This is a genomic window from Pectobacterium peruviense (assembly GCF_002847345.1).
Taxonomy (GTDB): Bacteria; Pseudomonadota; Gammaproteobacteria; order Enterobacterales; family Enterobacteriaceae; genus Pectobacterium; species Pectobacterium peruviense.
Window position 1 is genome coordinate 32,051 of sequence record NZ_LXFV01000031.1, and the last position, 18,735, is coordinate 50,785.

The 18,735-nt window shown below is 50.7% G+C and carries 15 protein-coding genes and 1 tRNA gene; 2 read left to right on the forward strand and 14 right to left on the reverse strand.

The features are described from left to right. Nucleotides 1-96: 96 nt before the first annotated feature. From A0G03_RS18490 to A0G03_RS18540, 11 genes are all read right to left on the reverse strand, one after another. Entirely contained in the window at nucleotides 97-1,362 is a 1,266-nt protein-coding gene (locus A0G03_RS18490) for an HlyD family secretion protein (RefSeq protein WP_048262571.1), read from the reverse strand. Further along, nucleotides 1,355-2,821, reverse strand: a complete 1,467-nt coding sequence (locus tag A0G03_RS18495) for a TolC family protein (protein WP_048262574.1) — start codon at nucleotides 2,819-2,821, stop codon at nucleotides 1,355-1,357. Before A0G03_RS18495 ends, A0G03_RS18490 begins: the two co-directional genes overlap by 8 nt. After that, nucleotides 2,814-4,058, reverse strand: coding sequence for an ABC transporter permease (locus A0G03_RS18500; protein WP_048262576.1), 1,245 nt, complete (start codon nucleotides 4,056-4,058; stop codon nucleotides 2,814-2,816). The genes A0G03_RS18495 and A0G03_RS18500 overlap by 8 nt, the downstream gene beginning before the upstream one ends. After that, nucleotides 4,051-4,752 (reverse strand): ABC transporter ATP-binding protein, encoded by a 702-nt coding sequence (locus A0G03_RS18505; RefSeq protein ID WP_048262577.1) that lies wholly within the window; start codon nucleotides 4,750-4,752, stop codon nucleotides 4,051-4,053. Before A0G03_RS18505 ends, A0G03_RS18500 begins: the two co-directional genes overlap by 8 nt. 387 nt (nucleotides 4,753-5,139) lie before the next feature. Continuing rightward, a tRNA-Gly gene (locus A0G03_RS18510) sits at nucleotides 5,140-5,215 on the reverse strand. A 302-nt stretch (nucleotides 5,216-5,517) separates the two neighbouring features. Next, a complete protein-coding gene (locus tag A0G03_RS18515; RefSeq protein WP_048262580.1) occupies nucleotides 5,518-6,996 on the reverse strand; it encodes a hypothetical protein in 1,479 nt (492 codons plus the stop codon). Between the two features lie 450 nt (nucleotides 6,997-7,446). Further along, nucleotides 7,447-8,244, reverse strand: a complete 798-nt coding sequence (locus A0G03_RS18520; RefSeq protein WP_048262582.1) for a hypothetical protein — start codon at nucleotides 8,242-8,244, stop codon at nucleotides 7,447-7,449. A 369-nt stretch (nucleotides 8,245-8,613) separates the two neighbouring features. Continuing rightward, nucleotides 8,614-9,540, reverse strand: coding sequence for a D-2-hydroxyacid dehydrogenase (locus A0G03_RS18525; RefSeq protein WP_048262584.1), 927 nt, complete (start codon nucleotides 9,538-9,540; stop codon nucleotides 8,614-8,616). 61 nt (nucleotides 9,541-9,601) lie between these two features. Beyond that, a complete protein-coding gene (locus A0G03_RS18530; protein ID WP_048262586.1) occupies nucleotides 9,602-11,314 on the reverse strand; it encodes a DUF6138 family protein in 1,713 nt (570 codons plus the stop codon). A gap of 384 nt (nucleotides 11,315-11,698) precedes the next feature. After that, nucleotides 11,699-12,748, reverse strand: a complete 1,050-nt coding sequence (locus A0G03_RS18535) for an NAD(P)-dependent alcohol dehydrogenase (RefSeq protein ID WP_048262588.1) — start codon at nucleotides 12,746-12,748, stop codon at nucleotides 11,699-11,701. Nucleotides 12,749-12,950: 202 nt separating this feature from the next. Further along, complete coding sequence (locus A0G03_RS18540) at nucleotides 12,951-13,568, reverse strand: LysE family translocator (RefSeq protein WP_048262590.1); 618 nt, start codon at nucleotides 13,566-13,568, stop codon at nucleotides 12,951-12,953. A gap of 252 nt (nucleotides 13,569-13,820) precedes the next feature. Between A0G03_RS18540 and A0G03_RS18545 the strand changes: the two genes are divergently transcribed. Both A0G03_RS18545 and A0G03_RS18550 read left to right on the forward strand, forming a co-directional pair. After that, nucleotides 13,821-14,705, forward strand: coding sequence for a LysR substrate-binding domain-containing protein (locus tag A0G03_RS18545; RefSeq protein ID WP_048262592.1), 885 nt, complete (start codon nucleotides 13,821-13,823; stop codon nucleotides 14,703-14,705). 19 nt (nucleotides 14,706-14,724) lie between these two features. Continuing rightward, on the forward strand, nucleotides 14,725-15,891 hold the full coding sequence (locus A0G03_RS18550; protein ID WP_048262593.1) for an MFS transporter: 1,167 nt from the start codon (nucleotides 14,725-14,727) through the stop codon (nucleotides 15,889-15,891). Nucleotides 15,892-15,955: 64 nt separating this feature from the next. On the opposite strand, the gene A0G03_RS18555 is transcribed toward A0G03_RS18550, so the two are convergent. Genes A0G03_RS18555 through A0G03_RS18565 form a run of 3 tightly spaced genes read right to left on the reverse strand, consistent with a single transcriptional unit; the run spans nucleotide 15,956 to nucleotide 18,570 of the window. Continuing rightward, nucleotides 15,956-16,774 (reverse strand): ABC transporter ATP-binding protein, encoded by an 819-nt coding sequence (locus A0G03_RS18555; RefSeq protein ID WP_048262595.1) that lies wholly within the window; start codon nucleotides 16,772-16,774, stop codon nucleotides 15,956-15,958. Further along, nucleotides 16,771-17,535 carry an ABC transporter permease gene (locus tag A0G03_RS18560; protein WP_039305422.1) on the reverse strand — a complete coding sequence of 255 codons (765 nt, stop codon included), beginning with the start codon at nucleotides 17,533-17,535 and terminating at the stop codon, nucleotides 16,771-16,773. The genes A0G03_RS18555 and A0G03_RS18560 overlap by 4 nt, the downstream gene beginning before the upstream one ends. Nucleotides 17,536-17,550: 15 nt before the next feature. Next, nucleotides 17,551-18,570 carry an ABC transporter substrate-binding protein gene (locus A0G03_RS18565; RefSeq protein ID WP_048262596.1) on the reverse strand — a complete coding sequence of 340 codons (1,020 nt, stop codon included), beginning with the start codon at nucleotides 18,568-18,570 and terminating at the stop codon, nucleotides 17,551-17,553. Nucleotides 18,571-18,735: the final 165 nt, after the last annotated feature.

The following is an 18,735-nucleotide window of genomic DNA, read 5'->3' on the forward strand; positions in this document are numbered from 1 at the left end:
GTCTCTCTTCAACTCATTCACGTGCCCTTCCGCTCTATCCCCATTTTCAATGTTCATACCAACGTCACCGTTTAGTCATTTGCAATCAACAGATAATTAGAGAATCAGCACTTCACCCGCTTCCAGCCCATAGATTTCCACGCCCTGTGCCACCGATTTCCCCAGCGTCACATTGATTCTCTTTGGCGGGACATCAGCAACCGGACGATAAATTACATAGGTATCGCCCTTCTCACTGGTATGTACAGCCTGTGCAGGTACAGCGATACCTTGCTCATTACGATAGACAATAATAGCCAGCCGTGCGCTCATGCCCAGCCTAATGTTTTGCTTTAAGCCCGCCAACGGTGTATCAAGCGACACCACCACATCATAGTAAGCACCTCTGCCTGATATATCAGTTGCATTGGCCTGCATATCAATCGCGGCAACCTTTCCTGTGAGCGTTTGTCCGGCAAAACCATCCCCGCTCACGTTAACCGCCATTCCTTCTTGCAATTGATGCAGGTCAGTCTCTTCTATCCGAGTCGCCACCTGAAAATGGTCCTGCGCAATGACACCAAACAGCGGCGCACCTTGGCTAACCAGCAAGCCGGGCTGGATGACCACAGGCTTGCCGTTATCAGGTGTCGCCGGACGCACCACAAAACCGCTAAACGGCGCCTTGACGGTCTGTCGTTCAACCTGAGCAGCCAGCGTCTGATAGCGTACCTGTGCGTTGGTCAACTCCATCTCCGCAATCTTGCGATCTTCACCGTTCCCGCGCGCCAGCACCGTTCGCAGATCCTCTTGTGCCGCGGCTAAGTCCTGTTCCTGCGAGCGAATTTGCTGCTTTAAGGTATCAACTTCCATACGCGCGACGATGCCACGTTCAAACAGCGCCTGTGTATCCCGCAGATTGGCTTGCGTATTGCTAAAAGTAGATTGCGCTGAGCTTACCGCACGTCGTGCACGTGATACCTCAGCGCTTTGCTCCCACTGCCTAAGCGATTGCACCTCACGCTGCGTCTTGAGCACTTCAGCCTGCGACTGACGTAGCTGAATCTCAATTTGCCCAGGATCCAGAACCAGTAACGTTTGCCCTTGCTCGACGCGTTGTCCCTCACGCACCAACACTTCACGGATAACGCCTTCAAAAGGAGCCGCCAGCGTTGTCTGCGTCGCGGCCTGGATTCGGCCAACCAACCCTAATTGATTCTCCAGTAACTGCTTCTGGACGGGCAGCCATTGCCCCTGAGGAACGTTTTTCTGCTCACCCAAAAGCCCAGTCAACAGCCAAATGAGTACACTAAACGACGCGATCAGCGACAATATAATAAGGTGACGCCGACGCAAGCGAGACAGAAAGTCATACCTAATCATTGAGTGCAATATCCCAGCTTTGTAATGTGGTGCCCAGCGTCTCATCCAATTCAGCCTGCGCATTGAGATAGCTGATAAGCGCATTAAGACGAGCGTTTTCAGCGTTGCGTAAATCGTTCTCGAAGCTCAGCACTTGAAAGTTACTGGAACGCCCAACAGTGAGCTTTTCTCGTTCAATTTCCAGCTTACGGCGTGATAAATCGCGCGCACGCTGGGAGATCTCAAACTGCCGCCAGCGCGTACCAATATCACGCACTGCATTGGTAACATCACGCTCAAGCTGCTGCCTGACTTCATCCAACTGAATGTGCTGGTTACGCACATTGACTCGCGCTTGTACCTCAGCCTGACGCGTACTCAAATCACCGATAGGGATCTCCACCTGAACGCCGACATAATTTTCCCAAGTTCGCGAGGTGTTGCTCTGTGCTGCGCGGTCGCGCACCTGACTCGCGCCCCCAATCAACGACACATCCCACAGGCGATCATTACGAGCCACCGCCAGCCCGAGTGCCGCCTGTTCGTTAGCGATGACTTGCGCCAGATAGGCAGGTCGCGATGATTCAGCTTGTTGTAACGCCTGTGCAGCGTTGACATCAACGCGCTGTGCTTGCATGGATTCCGTTGCCACAATCAGAGAGTTTAAATCCAACGCCAGTAGTTGCAGCAACGCAAGGCGCGCCATGTCCAACTGGTTTCTGGCTTCTTCATACGCCAGCTCCTGCGTGGCAACTTCAGCCTCTGTCTGCACAATTTCAAATTCAGCCATACGGCCTGCGTCAATCATCGCACGGTTGACGTCGACCAGTTGTCGCGCACGCGCTAATGCATCACGAGCGATTTGCAGCTGTTCTTGCGATCGGAGCAGTTCCCGATAGGCGGCAATAGTCTGCGTAATGGTCTGCGAAACGGTGGATTTTAGCGCAAGGCGATTCAGTTGCTCAGTCAGCTGTGCAATACGAACCGGCGCGGTAGTGACGTCTTTACCAGCACCGCGTAGCAAGGGTTGAATCACAGAGAGGTTGGCACCATCGTTGCGCGACAATCCGGCGCTATCAGCCTGCGTGTGGCGGTAGGTCCAGCCAAGGCTAAAACGGGTGCCATAAGACGTGAGCAATGTCGATGTCGGCGTCAAATTGCCCTGCCGATAACGATCGCTTTGATTACGATTGGAAAGATAGCTGCCCGTCAGCGACAGTTTGGGAGTAAAACGATCTTCCGCAACCCGAAGATCAAATTTCTGCGCGATACGATCCAGATAGGCGCTACGGATCGCTCGATTGTTACGTAAGCCTAGATAAATGGCATCGCTCAGCGTGAGGTCGATAGTTTGTGCATTCAGCGATGTGACAACCGCTGGCTGCCCCTGTCGCGTCGCCTGAGAAGGATTCAAAGACGTTTCTGCATATCCTTCACGAGCAGAAAACAAAATGAGTAAACACAGGATAGATTTACGCATCGCGCAGCGCCTGTACAGGTTCGAGCCTAGCCGCCGTCATCGCAGGATTAAGCCCAAAAAACAGGCCGATCGCCAGTGAGCTGCCAATACCAAGGGGAAGTGACAATGCCGAGAGCGAAAACGCTGACCAATCTGAAAAAAAGACAAACAGCCATGCCGCTACGACACCACACACCGCCCCAATCATGGCTCCACAAGCGGACAGCACAACAGCCTCCAGTAAGAACAGCCCGGCAATATCGCGCGGTCGCGCGCCCAGCGCCATACGAACACCGATTTCACAACGCCGCTCAGACACATTCATGACCATGACGTTCATTACCCCGACTCCACCTACCAGCAGAGAAATCCCTCCCAGCCCGGCCAACAACCATGAAAACATCCGCGACTGCTGCGCCATTCCTTCCAGCAACTGCTGTGGGATTTGCACATCGATATCCAGCTTCGGCATAAGAGGCGCCAAATAATCCTTTAACCGTGAGCCGGTTTGCATCAGCGTGCCACTGCCGCTGCGTGCAATCACACTGACGATCTGTGGCGTTGGCATGATACGGCGCATACCTGAGATAGGCATCAGGATAGAGTCATCAACCGAGACAGGAACCAAAGGATTGTGTCCCTGCGGTTGCAGAGTTCCCACAATCTCAAACAAATATTCCCCCACCTGCACGCGCTCGCCTAAAGTAGCCATGCCCCCTTGCGATGCCCATTGCGCTGCAACATTCGCACCCAGCACGATGTAAGTACTTTGCTCATCGAAATCACTCAGGTAGCGACCTTGCGCTAGCTTCAACCCTAATACTTCAGACAATTCAGCCCTACTGCCCACAACCATGGTACTCAGTGAACGGCCACGCAATCGCGCCTCAGTGGAAGTAACAATTAACGCAGTTGCTGCCTTAATATCAGGCAGATTTCGTCGCAAAGCGGGGATATCCAGGTCAGTGGGAGCCAAACTGGTAATATGACTTCCTACTCGATTCTGAATAGTGGCGACCAGAAGGTCGCTGCCCATGCCCCTGAATACCCCCAAGGCTTCAGCTTCCGCGTTATGCCCAATGTTGAGTAAAGCGACAACAGAACCGCACCCCACGGCGATCCCCAGCAGAGCCAGAACCGCCCGCCGCCCTAGAAGAATGAGGCTGTTCAACGGCTCAAGCAGACGCTGTTGCAGTGAAGGACCATAGTCGGATTGCTGGGTCTGACGCGCTTGTATTCGTAAACGAGGGTCAGACATGCTTCACCTCATGGACTCGACCATCTTGCACCTGAATACGCCGAGCCATACGACAAGCCATACCTTCGTCATGCGTCACCATCACGAGCGTCGTACCCTGTTCACGGTTCAGTGCCAGCAATAGCATGATGATGTCATCAGCCGTTTGGCTATCAAGGTTGCCGGTCGGTTCATCCGCGAGAATAAGTGCAGGTTCGCCAATCAGTGCGCGTGCAATCGCGACCCGCTGACGTTGGCCGCCAGACAAGTCGGCTGGCCGATGGTGGCTTCGCTCAGCAAGGCCGACACGAGCCAGCTGTACTTGAGCGGCTTGGCGAGCGGCCTGCCGAGACACGCCACGATAGGTCAAGGGAAGTGCGACGTTATCCAACGCATCCAGACGCGGCAGCAAATTAAAACTTTGGAAGACGAAACCAATAACCTGGTTGCGCAGAATGGCGCGCTCATCGGCATTTGCCTGAGACATATCTTTCCCGGCAAGCAGTAAACGCCCGGAAACGGGCTGATCGAGTAAACCGATAATATTGAGCAAGGTACTTTTGCCAGAACCCGATGCACCAACGATAGCGCAGCTTTGCCCAGCAGGAATGGACAGTGAAATATCATGAAGCACCGATTGAGAAGAAGCACCGGTACTGTAGGTGTGTGAAATGCTTTGTAAACAGATCAGATCCGTTACTCTTTCATCAGACATCCTTGCCTCTTATTGATCCCCTAGAGCATCACATGAACCGAATTATCCTACTGTTTGTGCTTTAGGAAAAGCCGCCTAAGGCGCTTTCTCCGTCATTGCCCGATTTTCAGACCATAACGGCATCGTCAATCGATACAAGCGCCAAGTAAAGATGACAATGCCTCTAGTGACTTAACGACCATGACAGCAGAAGACTTTAATAGTTTTAATGTGACGATAGCCAAAGTGTTAGCACACAGGTTTCAGAAGGTTAATGGTGATGTTTAACAGAAGTACCATTTAGCGCGGGGAAATATCGACGTTAATGAGGTTAAACGAAATAGCAGACAGTGATAAAGCCGGATGTCAGATTAAGAAAGGGAGAGTAATGAAGACGATGAAGAATTTTGGAGCGGGAAACGAGACTCGAACTCGCGACCCCGACCTTGGCAAGGTCGTGCTCTACCAACTGAGCTATTCCCGCATAGAATCGGATTTATTATCTTTTACTTTCAGCAAAAAACAAACCATGCTGAAACTAAAACTAATTTAACCCTGTTAAATCGCATGTAACCTAATGAATTGTATCACTATTTACCAAGTAACGATTCAACGGTCAGCATTATGTACCAATCAACCTAACGTAGCAAGCCCTTTTCACTGAAAAAGATTGCCGTACACGTGCAGTGTCGATCGGCTCCAGAGCTATGAAGGCGAAGCCATAAGCCCGCCCCCGCAACCAGACCGCCTGAAGTCAGGCGGTCCGATCTTTCATTTGCTTGCGTATCAGGATTTTACGCTCTTCAACAAGTTCTGCTTACAAATGTGTCCGAAGGTGACATGAGTGACATTATCCCCACCAACACCGGACCCTATCTGAGCAGGGATTTCAACACGCCATGCTCCGACATCATAGGTTGTGCTCCACGTATTGATATAACCTTGACTGTGCTCTTGGAACTGCGTCGTATAATCAGCATGGCAGGTATCCAACTTCACAACCCCTGAAGCATCACCGTTTGCATTGGTCGTTATGCTATGAAGATTGCTTTCATCAAACACCAATTCACCATTGCTTTCTCGCTGATCGAGATAAAGATTCGCTTTAATATTGGCAATACCCACTCCCGTTGAATCGGCAGCACGTACACGCCAGGTAACATCGCGATAGGCTTGTGTCGTCATAAATCCAAAAGCTGTTGGTGCCGCATTTGGGATACGCAAAACATTACTTTCTCCCTCAACAGAGATAGAACCTGCAGCAATTCGGGAGCCTAGCGACAAGCGGTAAACCTGAGAGACTGTTGGTAATTTTGATGGATTCGGCAACACTCGCACCAAAATTTTATCATTGGGCTGAGAGGGAACAATGCTATATCCCTGTGCTGTATTACGCGTTGTCCAGTTATTTCCGCCGTCAGTAGAAGACGCCAGTAACCAATTATTATTCGTTCCGCTATCTACGCCATCAAGACGCAGAAAAACCTGTTGGCCACGTATTGCGGTAAATGCGTAGTAATCCGCATCAGAATCGCTATCAGAATTACCGCCAATTAGATTTAAACCATCCGGTAAAGGATAGGCCAGCGAAGGAATATCATTTAACTCATAAGCATCTATATTCGTATTAACGATAGCGCCAAAATTAAAACCAGAACCATCCGCTGTCTTGGCTTCCATAAACCAATAGTAGTGTCCCGGTTGTGTTAAATTCAGCGTAGCCTCATCAGCATTCCCCGCTTGATCAGAATAATTAATTGCCGTCACATTATTCTGGCCATCGTCCCGCATCAAACTGAGAGCAATATCGGTTTCAGGACTCATTCCTACGGCGAAAGCGGTTGTTTTAGAACGCTGGGTGATTTCGAAATGATAGCAGGCGCTCCCCCCACTTTGCAGCCCATCTAGCGTATAAATTGAGTTTACTGCAAGCGTTGGACACAGCGGGGTAAATGAACTGTCATTGGCTATAGCCTGACTGCTGGATAACGACTTTTTTTGTGCATTTTTGTCATCAGCCTGCGCCGTTGATGTATTAGGGGCAATAACGACAACCCCCTCATTTTCGGCTTTGTGGAATTTATAATAACTCCCGGCATCCGCTTGAATATTATTTGGTGCATTAAAGAGAGAAACCGTACCTTTTTTTTGCAGTTTCCCGATATCTTTCACTTCAACAGAAACGCTGGTTTCTGCAAGCGCAGAGCCCATGCAGAACATCAATCCGGCTGCTGCGAGGTATAAATTTAAACGATGATATCTCATCCCAATATTTCCTTATTTTTGAGCATTCTCAAATAAAAAGCAGACTTATTATTTATAAATTAACAGATACTGAATTTTGAGCGAGAGTAGTATTACATCGACACACTACATAATCTCAATGAATTTTTACAAAACATTTAAAATGAAATCACTCCAAATGATCGAATTGCAACAATCATTAATAGCAATTAATTCACTCATTTTAATTTCATAAATAATAATTTAATACTCGCGATTAAAATTGACCTCTCCACAGAGCGGATTATCAGCATGAAAGCTGAGAGACATTATAAAGCGGAGAGACATTATCCAGAAATAATCGCTTGGCACTATCTGGTGCCAACAACGTGAAGAGTTCCACGCTTTGGAGTGAACGGCTCTCATTGCTCGTACTGTAGAGGTCTACGATGAGTCGACCTCTACATTTAGCATCACTGGAGATGCGATAACCTATTTATAGAGTTGACTATCCCACGTGCTATCCATCGCTTTTTTATGGATCCCACCAGCATCTCCATCATGAGTCGCGAAGCTAGATAAGTATCTGGTTAAGAACTCGAGTCCCATATCGATGGTTTGCCCATAGGTATCTCGATTAAGCGTTACGTTGGGTTTTAGTCCAAGGCGACTATTAAATTCCGCAATCTGGGCATCCGCCAGTTGATTGGCTAATGTAACCATTCCCTCAGAATCATTCAGTGCCTTTTCCAAGCGATTCATTTGTTCCCGGTTCAACCCATCAGCTTGCGTCACGAATAACGTTCCATCTTTATTTACACTAAAGCCGAAAAATGCCCCCTGTAAATCAGGATGCTCTTCAGCAAGCTGATCAAGAAAGGATACATACGTTTTATTCATTTGATCTTGTACAGCGATACGATGGAGAATTGCCTCATCGGATTCACGAATACGATGATGTCCAGCAATATACTCCTCGATATTAATATCCGCAGAGGCTAATTGACTGCGTCTGGCCAGTTCTTCTTCACCAGGTTGAACAACACTCGCCCCTTCAGTCGTTCTACGCTGCTCAGGTGTCACACCATCCAACTTCTGTTTTGCGACTTCAGCCTGAAATTTAGAGAGCGCTTCCGGACTTATCTCTACAACCTGACGCTCACTGGTTTCTCCCGTTAATACGGCTTTATTATTCACGACATTCTGTTGTTGAGTCTGGCTATTCATCGCTAGATTACTTTGCCCTGAATGCGCCACTGTGTGCGGTCCAAATGTAGAAATACTATCCATAATACCATTTGCTCCTGTGTGTCATAATTTTATGCTGTGCGACAAGGTTTCCCTGCAAATGTACTCAATGTGACATGAGTAATATTTTTTCTCCTGCACCAACATCTTTCTGAACTGGGCCACCAGCACACCGTAAAATATGCTAACCACCGAATATAGATATATCGCGATAGGTTATTCTCAATATTCACTTATCTGTGAGTCAGCCTAATAAGGGCGTTTCCCCTGAACGCAGCACTTGGAACCCGCTACATTAGGACTGCATTATGCAATCCCAATATAGTCTTAACGGTTATTTTTCAGAATTCTTTAGAATAGAGTCATTGCGAAATAATTATCAATAAAATTAATTCAACACTAATAATATATTTAATACTCGCGACTAAAATCCACCTCTCCACGCAGCGCATCATCAGCATGAAAGCGAGCGTGATTATCCAGGAATAATCTTCCCATCAGCCCCGGGACCATCGGTCCGGCAATGTGTGCCGTCAGCGTCAGGTTCGGTGTTTTCCAGAACGGGTGGCTATACGGCAACGGCTCTTGCCTGAAGACATCCAGCACCGCTCCCGCAATCTGCGCATCACGCAGCGCAGCTTGCAAATCATCATCAACCACGGCGCTACCGCGCCCGACATTGATAAACAGTGCAGAAGGCTTCATGGCCGCAAACAGATCAGCATCATAGATATCGGTAGTTGCCGCGGTATCTGGCAGAAGATTGATGACATAATCAGCTTCGGGTACTGCGGCTGGTAACTCCGCCAGGCTCATGATCCGTTTAAAATCAGGCCGATGCCTTGGCGTACTGACGATACCGTATAGCTCGACGCCAAAAGGCCGTAGAAAACCGGCGACTTCACAGCCGATCTCTCCCGCACCCACAATCAGCACGTTTTTATCCGCCAGCGACCCCGGCAGGCGATGATCCCAGCGCCGTTCTTCCTGACTGATTTGCCGCTCCCCCAGACGCAGTTCATGTCTGAGCATATAGGCAATCACATATTCGGCTATCGGTTGCCCAAACACGCCAACAGCGCGGCTTAAACGATAATCGCGCGGTAACCCATCAGCCAACAGCGGCTTGAACCCTGCCCAAGTAGACTGTAGCCACTTTGGTTTGGCACCCTGAGCCAGTAATGCTGCTGCGGTGTCAGGTTCGCCCAGCCAAATCGGACAACTCGCGGCCTGCTCTGCCGTACCGTTTGACAGCACCAGTTCAAGCTCCGGTGCTCCATGATTTAAGATGGAGCCGATTTCATCAGCACGCGAGTCCAGCAGCAGAATAGCGGTCATAAGCACGTTCCTTTACGGGGTGAGGCACCTGCGCCTCACTCCAATATTGTCGTCATTACATTTAAGATTCGGCCGAAGCCTGAATAAGCGACGTTAATAACGCGCCGCGCTTCGCTTCCAATTTTTTCGCCAGTGCGGCGAGCTTTTTGGCATTGCCCCAGATGAGATACAAGATATGTTCTATCACCGCAGGTTCTCGCTTCCGCACCTCTTCGACCAGTTGTTCAAACAAGGCATCATCTTCTAATGCGGGCGACATGTTCAACTTTAGGCTTTCCGGCGCGTGGCTCAGACAGGCAACCAGTGTCACCACGTTCTGTGCCGTCACGCTATGCTTATCGAAAAACGCACGGATGAAGCCACCGTGTACCGATTGGTGCTCGTCATCCACGCTTTCCATATAATCTTTTACCAGCGGAAAATATCCTGCATCGGTCAGACCTAGCCCAAACACCGCATAGCTTCCCGGCATGCTGCACTTCTCGCCTTCCGAATCGGCGTACCATTCAAATTTCTCAATCGCAGCACGAGCATAATCCTCAAGAAGCGGATAGGTCGATGCATACTGCAACGCGTTAGCAAAAAAGCGATGGGTATCCGATTTTGCCAGCCCTTTGATGGGAAGGTACTGTCGTGCAGACGATTTCAGGACAATCTTGTAACTCTTTGGAAAACCGAGCGTCAGTAAACGTGTGATGAAAAGCAGCGCCTGCTCGTACGCTTCGGCGCTTTCCTTACGAACACGCACCGTGATGGTAGAAAACACATCATTCGCCACGCATTCCACCCATTCATTCTTCAGGTTGATCTGCTCTTGTTCAAATGTGCCGCTTCCCTCTTCCATCATGCTTACTGCACGCGGGTAGCCCAACTGCTTCGCGATATCCAGATATTCCAGCGCCTGAGACTTACTGTAGGAAGGTTCATAACGCAGAATCATGACTGCCGCATAGAGCACTAACTCAACGGGGTGAAGCGTTTGTGAATCCTGCACATCCAATGCGATTCCGGGCTTGAGGGTATAGATTTCCGGTTCGAAAAAATATTCGGGCTGGGACACGTCGCAATAGCGCAACAAAAACTGCTGATCGACCCATTCTTTTAACGCACTGACGATTCTGCGCCGATGCTCCGACAATTCCGCATGCCCTGCATTTCGCTGCTGAATGTGTTCAAACTGAGTGATGATCCAGTGGATATCCTGCGCGGGAAAAAGCTGTACATCAAGCAGGTGGCGAGCCAGAAAGAAAGTTTGCAGCGTCTCAGTCGGCGCATTGCCGTGGGTAAGATGCTGATCGATATAGGCGTGAATAGACTCAAGTAGCTGCTGTTTTTTCACCTCGTTGGTGAACGTAAATAGCGTGACCAGCAGACGACCTTCGATCGCCGGAAGCACAGCACGGAAGCAAAATCGGTAGTCAATCACCGCAGTATCTGCGAGTTTCTCAACCCGTTGGGCAATAGCCTGAGTCAGCGCAGGAACCACATCTTCCTCGATCTGCGCCACACTCAATTCCCCTTTTCGGCTACCGGGCGACAGCCCGTCAGCGTCACTTTTCGATTCAGAGGATATCGACGTCCGGCCCGGCGCATAATCCAATACTACATCGTTATGGATACCCGCTTGCAGCGTGGTGCGCGATACGATCTTATCAACACCGACTCTTTTCTCCAGCGCGTCAAACCATTCGCTGATGACCTTAAGCGATTCATCCCGCAAAGGCAGTTCGTGTTGTGGTGATACCCCGGTTTCGTTTGCATGCCTATCCGTCATTTTTCTCTTTTTCCTTTTTATCGCAGATGAAACTTTGCCCCAGAAAACAGTATTGATGATGCTTACCAACCGCCAAAGGTAGCACGAAGCGCGCTATTTTTTGCCTTTCTCGCTACTCCATTACGGTGAAATATAGCGAAGATCGCAGGAGAGCTAAACCAAGATAAACGCTCATTTTAAATGGTCTTTTCGTTGTGATAGAGAAGGAAAATCAACGCGTTGATGCAACAATGGAGAGTACTGAAGGATAGTACCGCATCCATGTTTTTTTAATGACAGGACATTACGATGGGTTGGTTTTTCGCGGGTGTAAAGAGAATCAGCTCAATCACGCGGTGACAATCCCACAGCACCGGGAAGTCGGTGCTGTGGGACACAGGCTAATCAGGCACTCAGCGTGGCGTTATCAATGACGAAGCGATATTTCACATCGCCTTTGAGCATCCGCTCGTAGGCTTCATTGATTTCGTCAGCGCGAATCAGCTCAATGTCTGAAACAATTCCGTGTTCGGCGCAGAAATCCAACATCTCCTGCGTTTCAGGAATGCCACCAATCATCGATCCCGCCACCGTACGACGCTTCATGATCAGATTGAACACATTGGGAGAAGGATGCGGCGACGCAGGCGCACCGACCAACGTCAGCGCACCATCTCGTTTCAGCAGAACCAGAAACGCATCCAGATCGTGCGGAGCTGCCACGGTATTCAGGATTAAATCGAAGCTGCCTGCATGCGCCGCCATTTCCTCGGCATTGCGAGACACCACGACCTCGTTTGCCCCCAGCGCTTTTGCATCTTCACGTTTGGATTCAGACGTGGTGAACGCAACAACATAGGCACCCATCGCATGCGCCAGTTTGATCCCCATGTGACCAAGCCCGCCGATCCCTACAACACCAACTTTCTTACCCGGCCCTGCATTCCAGTGCCGCAGCGGTGAATAGGTGGTAATGCCTGCACACAGCAGAGGCGCAACGGCAGCCAGATCCGCCTCAGAATGGCGGACACGCAGCACATAGCGCTCATGCACGACGATTTGCTGAGAGTAGCCGCCAAGCGTCCATCCAGGCTCATCTGCTGTCGGGCCGTTATAGGTGCCAACCATCCCGTCACAGTAGTTCTCTAAACCCTCATCGCATTCTTCGCAATGCCGACAGCTGTCCACGATGCAGCCAATCCCGACCAGATCGCCAGCCTTAAACGCAGAAACATGTGGGCCTACCGCGGACACCCTTCCAACGATTTCATGTCCAGGCACGCAGGGAAACTGTGTGCCAGCCCATTCAGCACGCACCTGATGCAGGTCCGAATGGCAAATACCGCAGTACGCAATCTCAATCTGAACATCGTGAGCGCCCGGCGCACGTCGGACGATCTTCAACGGCTCAAGAGGTTTGTCGCCCGCATGGGCTCCATACGCGTGTACAAGCATGGCTATTTCCTTTTCTGTTGAGAAACCGATCAAGTTGAAAAACAGGTTATGTCGAGAAACAGACTATTTTCCTAAATCCTCTCAGCAAACAGGTATAGCATTCCGACTGTTTTCTTGCCTGATCCTCCATTTCTTTATGCGCAGGCTATCGCACGCAGAAGTCGCGTTTATTGCAGGCCGTTTTATTTCCCGCCGTTATCCCTCAGAGAGTAATTTTGGTAAACACCAGAGAAGCGCCTAAAGCAATAAGGGCAACGCCGATACCCTTATCGACCAGACGCTGGCGGTCAAGCAGCCGACGACGCATAGCCGGTGCGGCAAAAAACAGCGCAACAATACTGAACCAGACCCAGTGCGCCACCGACATGAATAACCCGTAGCCAAAATTATGGCTCATTGGGCTGCCGGGCTGCACGACCTGAGTATAGGTGGCGACGACAAACAGCATCGTTTTCGGGTTAAGTGCATTGGTGAGAAAGTCCATACGGAACGCAGCCAGTGATGACGGTGCATGACCGGATGCCTCCTCTAATTTTATTTTTGTCGTATTGGTTAATGATTGATATCCCAGATAAATCAGATATGACGCCCCCAGAATCTTCATCGCCATAAAAATCATTGGGGAGTTAACAATGAATACCGCGATGCCAAAAACGGTATACATCACATGGATTTGGACGCCGCAGGCAATGCCAAACGCACTGAGTAACCCGGTACGCGAACCAAACGCATAGCTGTTTCTGGTGACCATCGCAAAATCTGGCCCTGGACTGATAACCGCCAAAATAGTGATCGTCGCGACGGCAATTAACTCATTCATTAACGTTTTCCTTGTTCGGCAAGCCATCATCTTTCACGATGATTTTGCACAGATGGGTAGTAGGTGGATTAGAAGAGAAATACAGCGACTACTGTTGCCATTCGGCTATCAACCGCGCTATTCACACAATATCGCCTCACTATTTAGGCCATTACGCGTCTTCTTGCTTGAAGACGGTGTGATTATTCAGCGTTTGCATGTGTCAAAAAAGCGATTTATCTTGGTGTAAATCTGTCAAATTTCATCGTGTATATGAAACTTCCCTCGTTAGCCTCTTTTCGCTTCTTTGAAGCAGCCGCACAAACAGGTAGCTTTGTTAAAGCCGCCGAGTCCCTGCATGTCACGCACGGTGCCGTCAGCAGACAAATTAGATTGCTGGAAGACGCTCTGGGGGTTGAGCTGTTTGAACGACGCAATCGAGCGATCTTTTTGAACGCGGCAGGCCGCTCTTTGCACACGGTCACACAGTCCGTCTTCGAGCAGCTTGAAGGCGCGGTATATCGCCTACAGCAAGGTGCGCAGGATGAGGTACTGACGCTGTCATGCGAACCCACGATTGCCATGAAATGGCTGATTCCGCGACTGCCTGCTTTTAATCAGGCAAATCCCGATATCAAACTTCATCTGGTCGCAGCGGGCGGGCCGATTGATTTCGTGCGTAGCGGCGTGGACCTCGCTCTGCGGCGTGACGATTTTCACTGGGAGCCGCAAACGCATGGGGTAAAGGTATGTGACGAATGGATGGGGCCAGTAAGCCGCAACAAAGCCGAGCGCAAGGACAGTCTGGAGGGGACGCGTTTGCTCTACACCGGAACGCGACCAAGAGCGTGGGCGACGTGGCAGCGACAGACACACGTCTCCCTCAAAGGCAGCACCAGAGCTGACTATGAGCATTTTTATCTGTGCATTCAGGCTGCGGTTTCAGGGTTAGGCATGGCAATGGCGTCTTTCCTTATGGTGCAAGACGAGATTGGGAGCGGACAATTGCATGCACCGTATGGATTCGCGCGGGACGGCTCTGCTTATTACTTGTTATCGCCCGTCCCCCTCGAGCAAAATGAAAAATATGCACGATTTCACACTTGGCTAATGCAGGAGGTTTCCACCTGCCTTTCTGGCGTTGAAGCCCCTTGTTAACACGCGTACTGGAAGCACAATGACTGCACATTCCCGTGAATCCAACTTCACGACACTGAATATGATTATTGCCGCCTCCCTCGTGGGGTTAGTCACTGGATACACACTGCCGCTGATCAGTCTGAAGCTGGCCGAGCACGGGTACAGCACGACGACGCTGGGTATTCTGGCTGCCCTCCCGGCGGCGGGAATGATGCTCTCATCCTTCGTTACGCCGTGGCTCAGCCGTCACCTGCACGCCAGATATCTGTTATGCGGCAGCCTGATTGTCCTGGCAGCATCCACCGTTGCCTCATTCCTGCTGGCGCATCCTGTCTCGCTCATTTTACCCCGTCTGTTAACCGGGCTCGCCTCGGGAATCCTTGTGGTACTGGGAGAAACCTGGGTCACCAGCCGGGCGTCAGACAAACATAAAGCGACGCTGACGGGGCTGTATGCCTCCGTTTTCACGGGGTGTCAGTTGATAGGGCCGCTGCTTATTGCCGCGGGTGAGACTATTCAAACCCATGCGCTATGGCTGATTTGCGGCATATGTGGCGTCTGTGCGCTTATGCTGAGGAATTGCGCCAGCATGGTTCGAGCCGATGAACAGTCCTCGGCGTCTTATCGGGACTTTATCCCTTTTCTACCCGCTATGGCTTCTGGCGTACTCTGCTTCTCCTTCTTTGACGCCAGCATATTGTCGCTCTTTCCGCTCTACGGCATGGCGCAGGGGCTGGACGAAAAATCCGCGATCTTATTGGTCACACTCATCTTTCTCGGTGATGCCTTATTTCAAATGCCGATAGGCTGGCTGGCGGACAAATGCGGCATAATAAAGACCCACATCGGCTGCGGCGTCCTTTTCTGTGTGATGCTGATAAGTACCGCCTTCTCGTTTTCCTCGCCCTCACTGCTGGCACCGGCCTGCATCGCGCTAGGTGCGGCAGCGGGCGGGCTTTACACGTTATCTCTGGTTCGGGCGGGTCAGCGATTTGCTGGTCAGCGGCTGATTGTGATGAATTCCCTGCTGGGGCTGGTGTGGTCTGCGGGCAGTATCACTGGGCCACTGTTCTCCGGCGCAGCGATGACGTTTTACGGTTACGATGGCCTCATCGCTATATTGCTACTCATCGGCGTGTTGTTTGTCGGCATACAAAGCGTATTAAGAAAAGAACACGTACCGCGTTCGCTGAGTGAAGAATGAATGTTCGCGGTCTGTCTCCCAAGCCCATTGCCGTTTGGGAGACAGAAAACCAGCTCGGCGTTCTCTATACGGCCATTTCGCGTTTGAATACTTCCAGCGTATGCGCCTTGACGCGAATAAACTCTGGATCGCTCATCGCCTCCGCCCCGCGTGGACGCACTAAATCGAAAGGAACAATCTCCGACACCGTCGTTGGTCGACGCGTCAGCAGCAGGATTTCGTCCGCCAGAAACACCGCATCCTCCAAATCGTGTGACACGATGACCATCGTCACGCCGGTTGCCAACTGAACCTCTTGCAGCTTGTCGCGGATGAACAGCGTCATTTCAAAATCCAGCGCCGAGAACGGTTCATCCAGAAACATGACCTCCGGCCCCGTCGCTAGCGCCCGCATGATACACACAGTCTGCTGCTGTCCGCCCGACAATTCATACGGGTAGCGCTGAAGGTCGAAACGAATATCAAACATCGCAATCAGTTCATCCATGCGCGTCTGAACATCCTGTTTGCGCATTCCACTGCGCACCAGCGGGTAAGCAATGTTTTTCCAGGCGCTCATCCAAGGGAAAAGCGCATCACGATAGTTTTGAAAGACGTACCCAATTCTGGTTTCCGCCAGCGTTTTGCCGTCAAACAAGATATCGCCGCTATCGACGGGAATCAGCCCGGCAATCATGTTCATCAGCGTCGACTTACCGCAGCCATTCGGCCCGAAAATAGACACGATTTTGCCACGCGGCAAATCCAGATTCAGGTCGGTATAAAGCGGCTGACCCGCAAACGACTTGTTCAAGCCGCGGATGGTCACGTGAGTGTTCGGTGCCGGATAAGGCGGCAGCGGCGTATCCGGCTTTTCCACTTGTGCGGTACGAGGTGTCATCATGCTTTGCCACTCCAGTGAACAATTCGTTTTTCTGCGACTAAAAACAGTACGTTAAGCAGATATCCCAGTGCGCCAGTAATCAGGATAGAAGCGTACATATCCCGAATATTGAACACCTGCTGAGCATCAATGATGCGGTGCCCCAACCCCGTTTCGGAACCGATAAACATCTCCGCGACAATCACGATCACCAACGCCATCGACACACCGGTACGCAGGCCGACAAAGGTTTGTGCCAGACTTTCCAGCAGCATGATGTCTTTAAAAATATGCCAGCGGGAGATCCCCATCACCTGTGCCGCCATCAGACGAGTTTTCTTGGCATTCATCACGCCATAAGCGCTGTTGAACAGAATCACCAGCACGGCTGCAAAAGCTGAAATGGCAATTTTATTCGCGTCAGTTATCCCGAAAATCAGCAAAAATAGCGGAATCAACGCTGACGATGGCGTAGAGCGGAAGAAATCGATCAGAAACTCCAGACTGCGGTAAATCTTTTCATTGCTGCCCAGAATAACGCCCAACGGCACGCCAATCAGTGCAGCAAAACCAAATGCGGCGAGCGTACGGTATAGCGTCGCGCCGATATCCGTACGCATGCTGACATCCGCAAAAGACTGGAACATATAGCTCAACGTATCGACCGGCGAAGGTAATAAAATGGGATTCAACCATTTCGCGCTGACCGCCAATTGCCAGAAGAGAAACAGCAGAATCGGGCCGACAGCGGGTAGTAATTTAGACGTCCAATGCTCACGCATAATCGCGTACCTCCCTTAAGGCTGATAAATCAGGCGGCTAACATCCACCGGCTGCCGGAAGATTTTTCTTTCGGTGAACACGTCATAAAACTTCTGGAACCACGCCAGATTGTCGCCTTTTAGCTCGTCGTACATGACGAACCCTGGCAAAGGCACCTCTTTACTCAGCTCGGCTTCAATACTGGTGTAACCGGTAATATTTTCGCGAGCGGCCTCAGGGTTCTGCTGAATAAACTGCACCGATTTGGCATAAGCCTGCGTGAAGGTCTTCGCCTCAGCAGCACGGCTTTCGATAAAACCGCTATTTAACGCCGCCGCACCGCCAAACCACGGTGCATCTGGGTTACCGAGCACATAGCGTGAGATCACTCCCGTCTCCAACGTACGCGACAGCCCTTTCAGCCGCCCGACCGTCCCCGTGGGTTCCAGAGTATAAACACCGTCAATCTGACCAGCGGCCAGCGCCGCCACATGTTGCCCAACGGGTAATTCCGTCACACGCAGCTCATCCGCCGTAAAACCATTTTTCTCCAGAATGATTTTGGTCATGACCACATTCTGAATACCCGGCCCACAGGCGATACGCTTGCCCCTCAGCTCTGCGATACTTTTTACGTCACTGTTTAGCGGCACCAGAAATTCATCCAACACCATCCGATGGTTAGAAGGGTTTGAGCAAATGATCTTGAACAGGCCGGGGGACGTAATCTCCCCTAATCCCAACGCGCCAGTGGCCGTACCATTGGCGCAACCGTGTATACGCCCCGTAATCATTCCCTCGACAATCTGTTGTGGGCTGGCGAATTTCACGGCGCGAACATTCAATCCCGCCTCTTTGAAAAAGCCGCGTTCAACGCCCACATATAAAGGCAAGCCGCCAACAATCGGCCAGTAACCAATGCGGATCTCCTCACCTTCTGCGGCTAAAGCGATGCCCGGCAGCAAGCTGCTTAGCGTCAACGCCCCTGCGCTAACCGCTGACCACTTCATTAACTGCCTGCGTTTACGATCGATCTTGTCATTGTTATTTTTCATTGTGTTCCCCTTCAACGGTGAGCTAACAACAGCTGATCATCACCAGCCTGAAAAAACCGATCAGGTCGATTGCCTGAGTCGCTCCATCTTGTACACAAGATGGTATATAAGACTAAGCACAGGCCGTGCCATGATTCCCGACACCGTGAAAACGCCGTAAACACG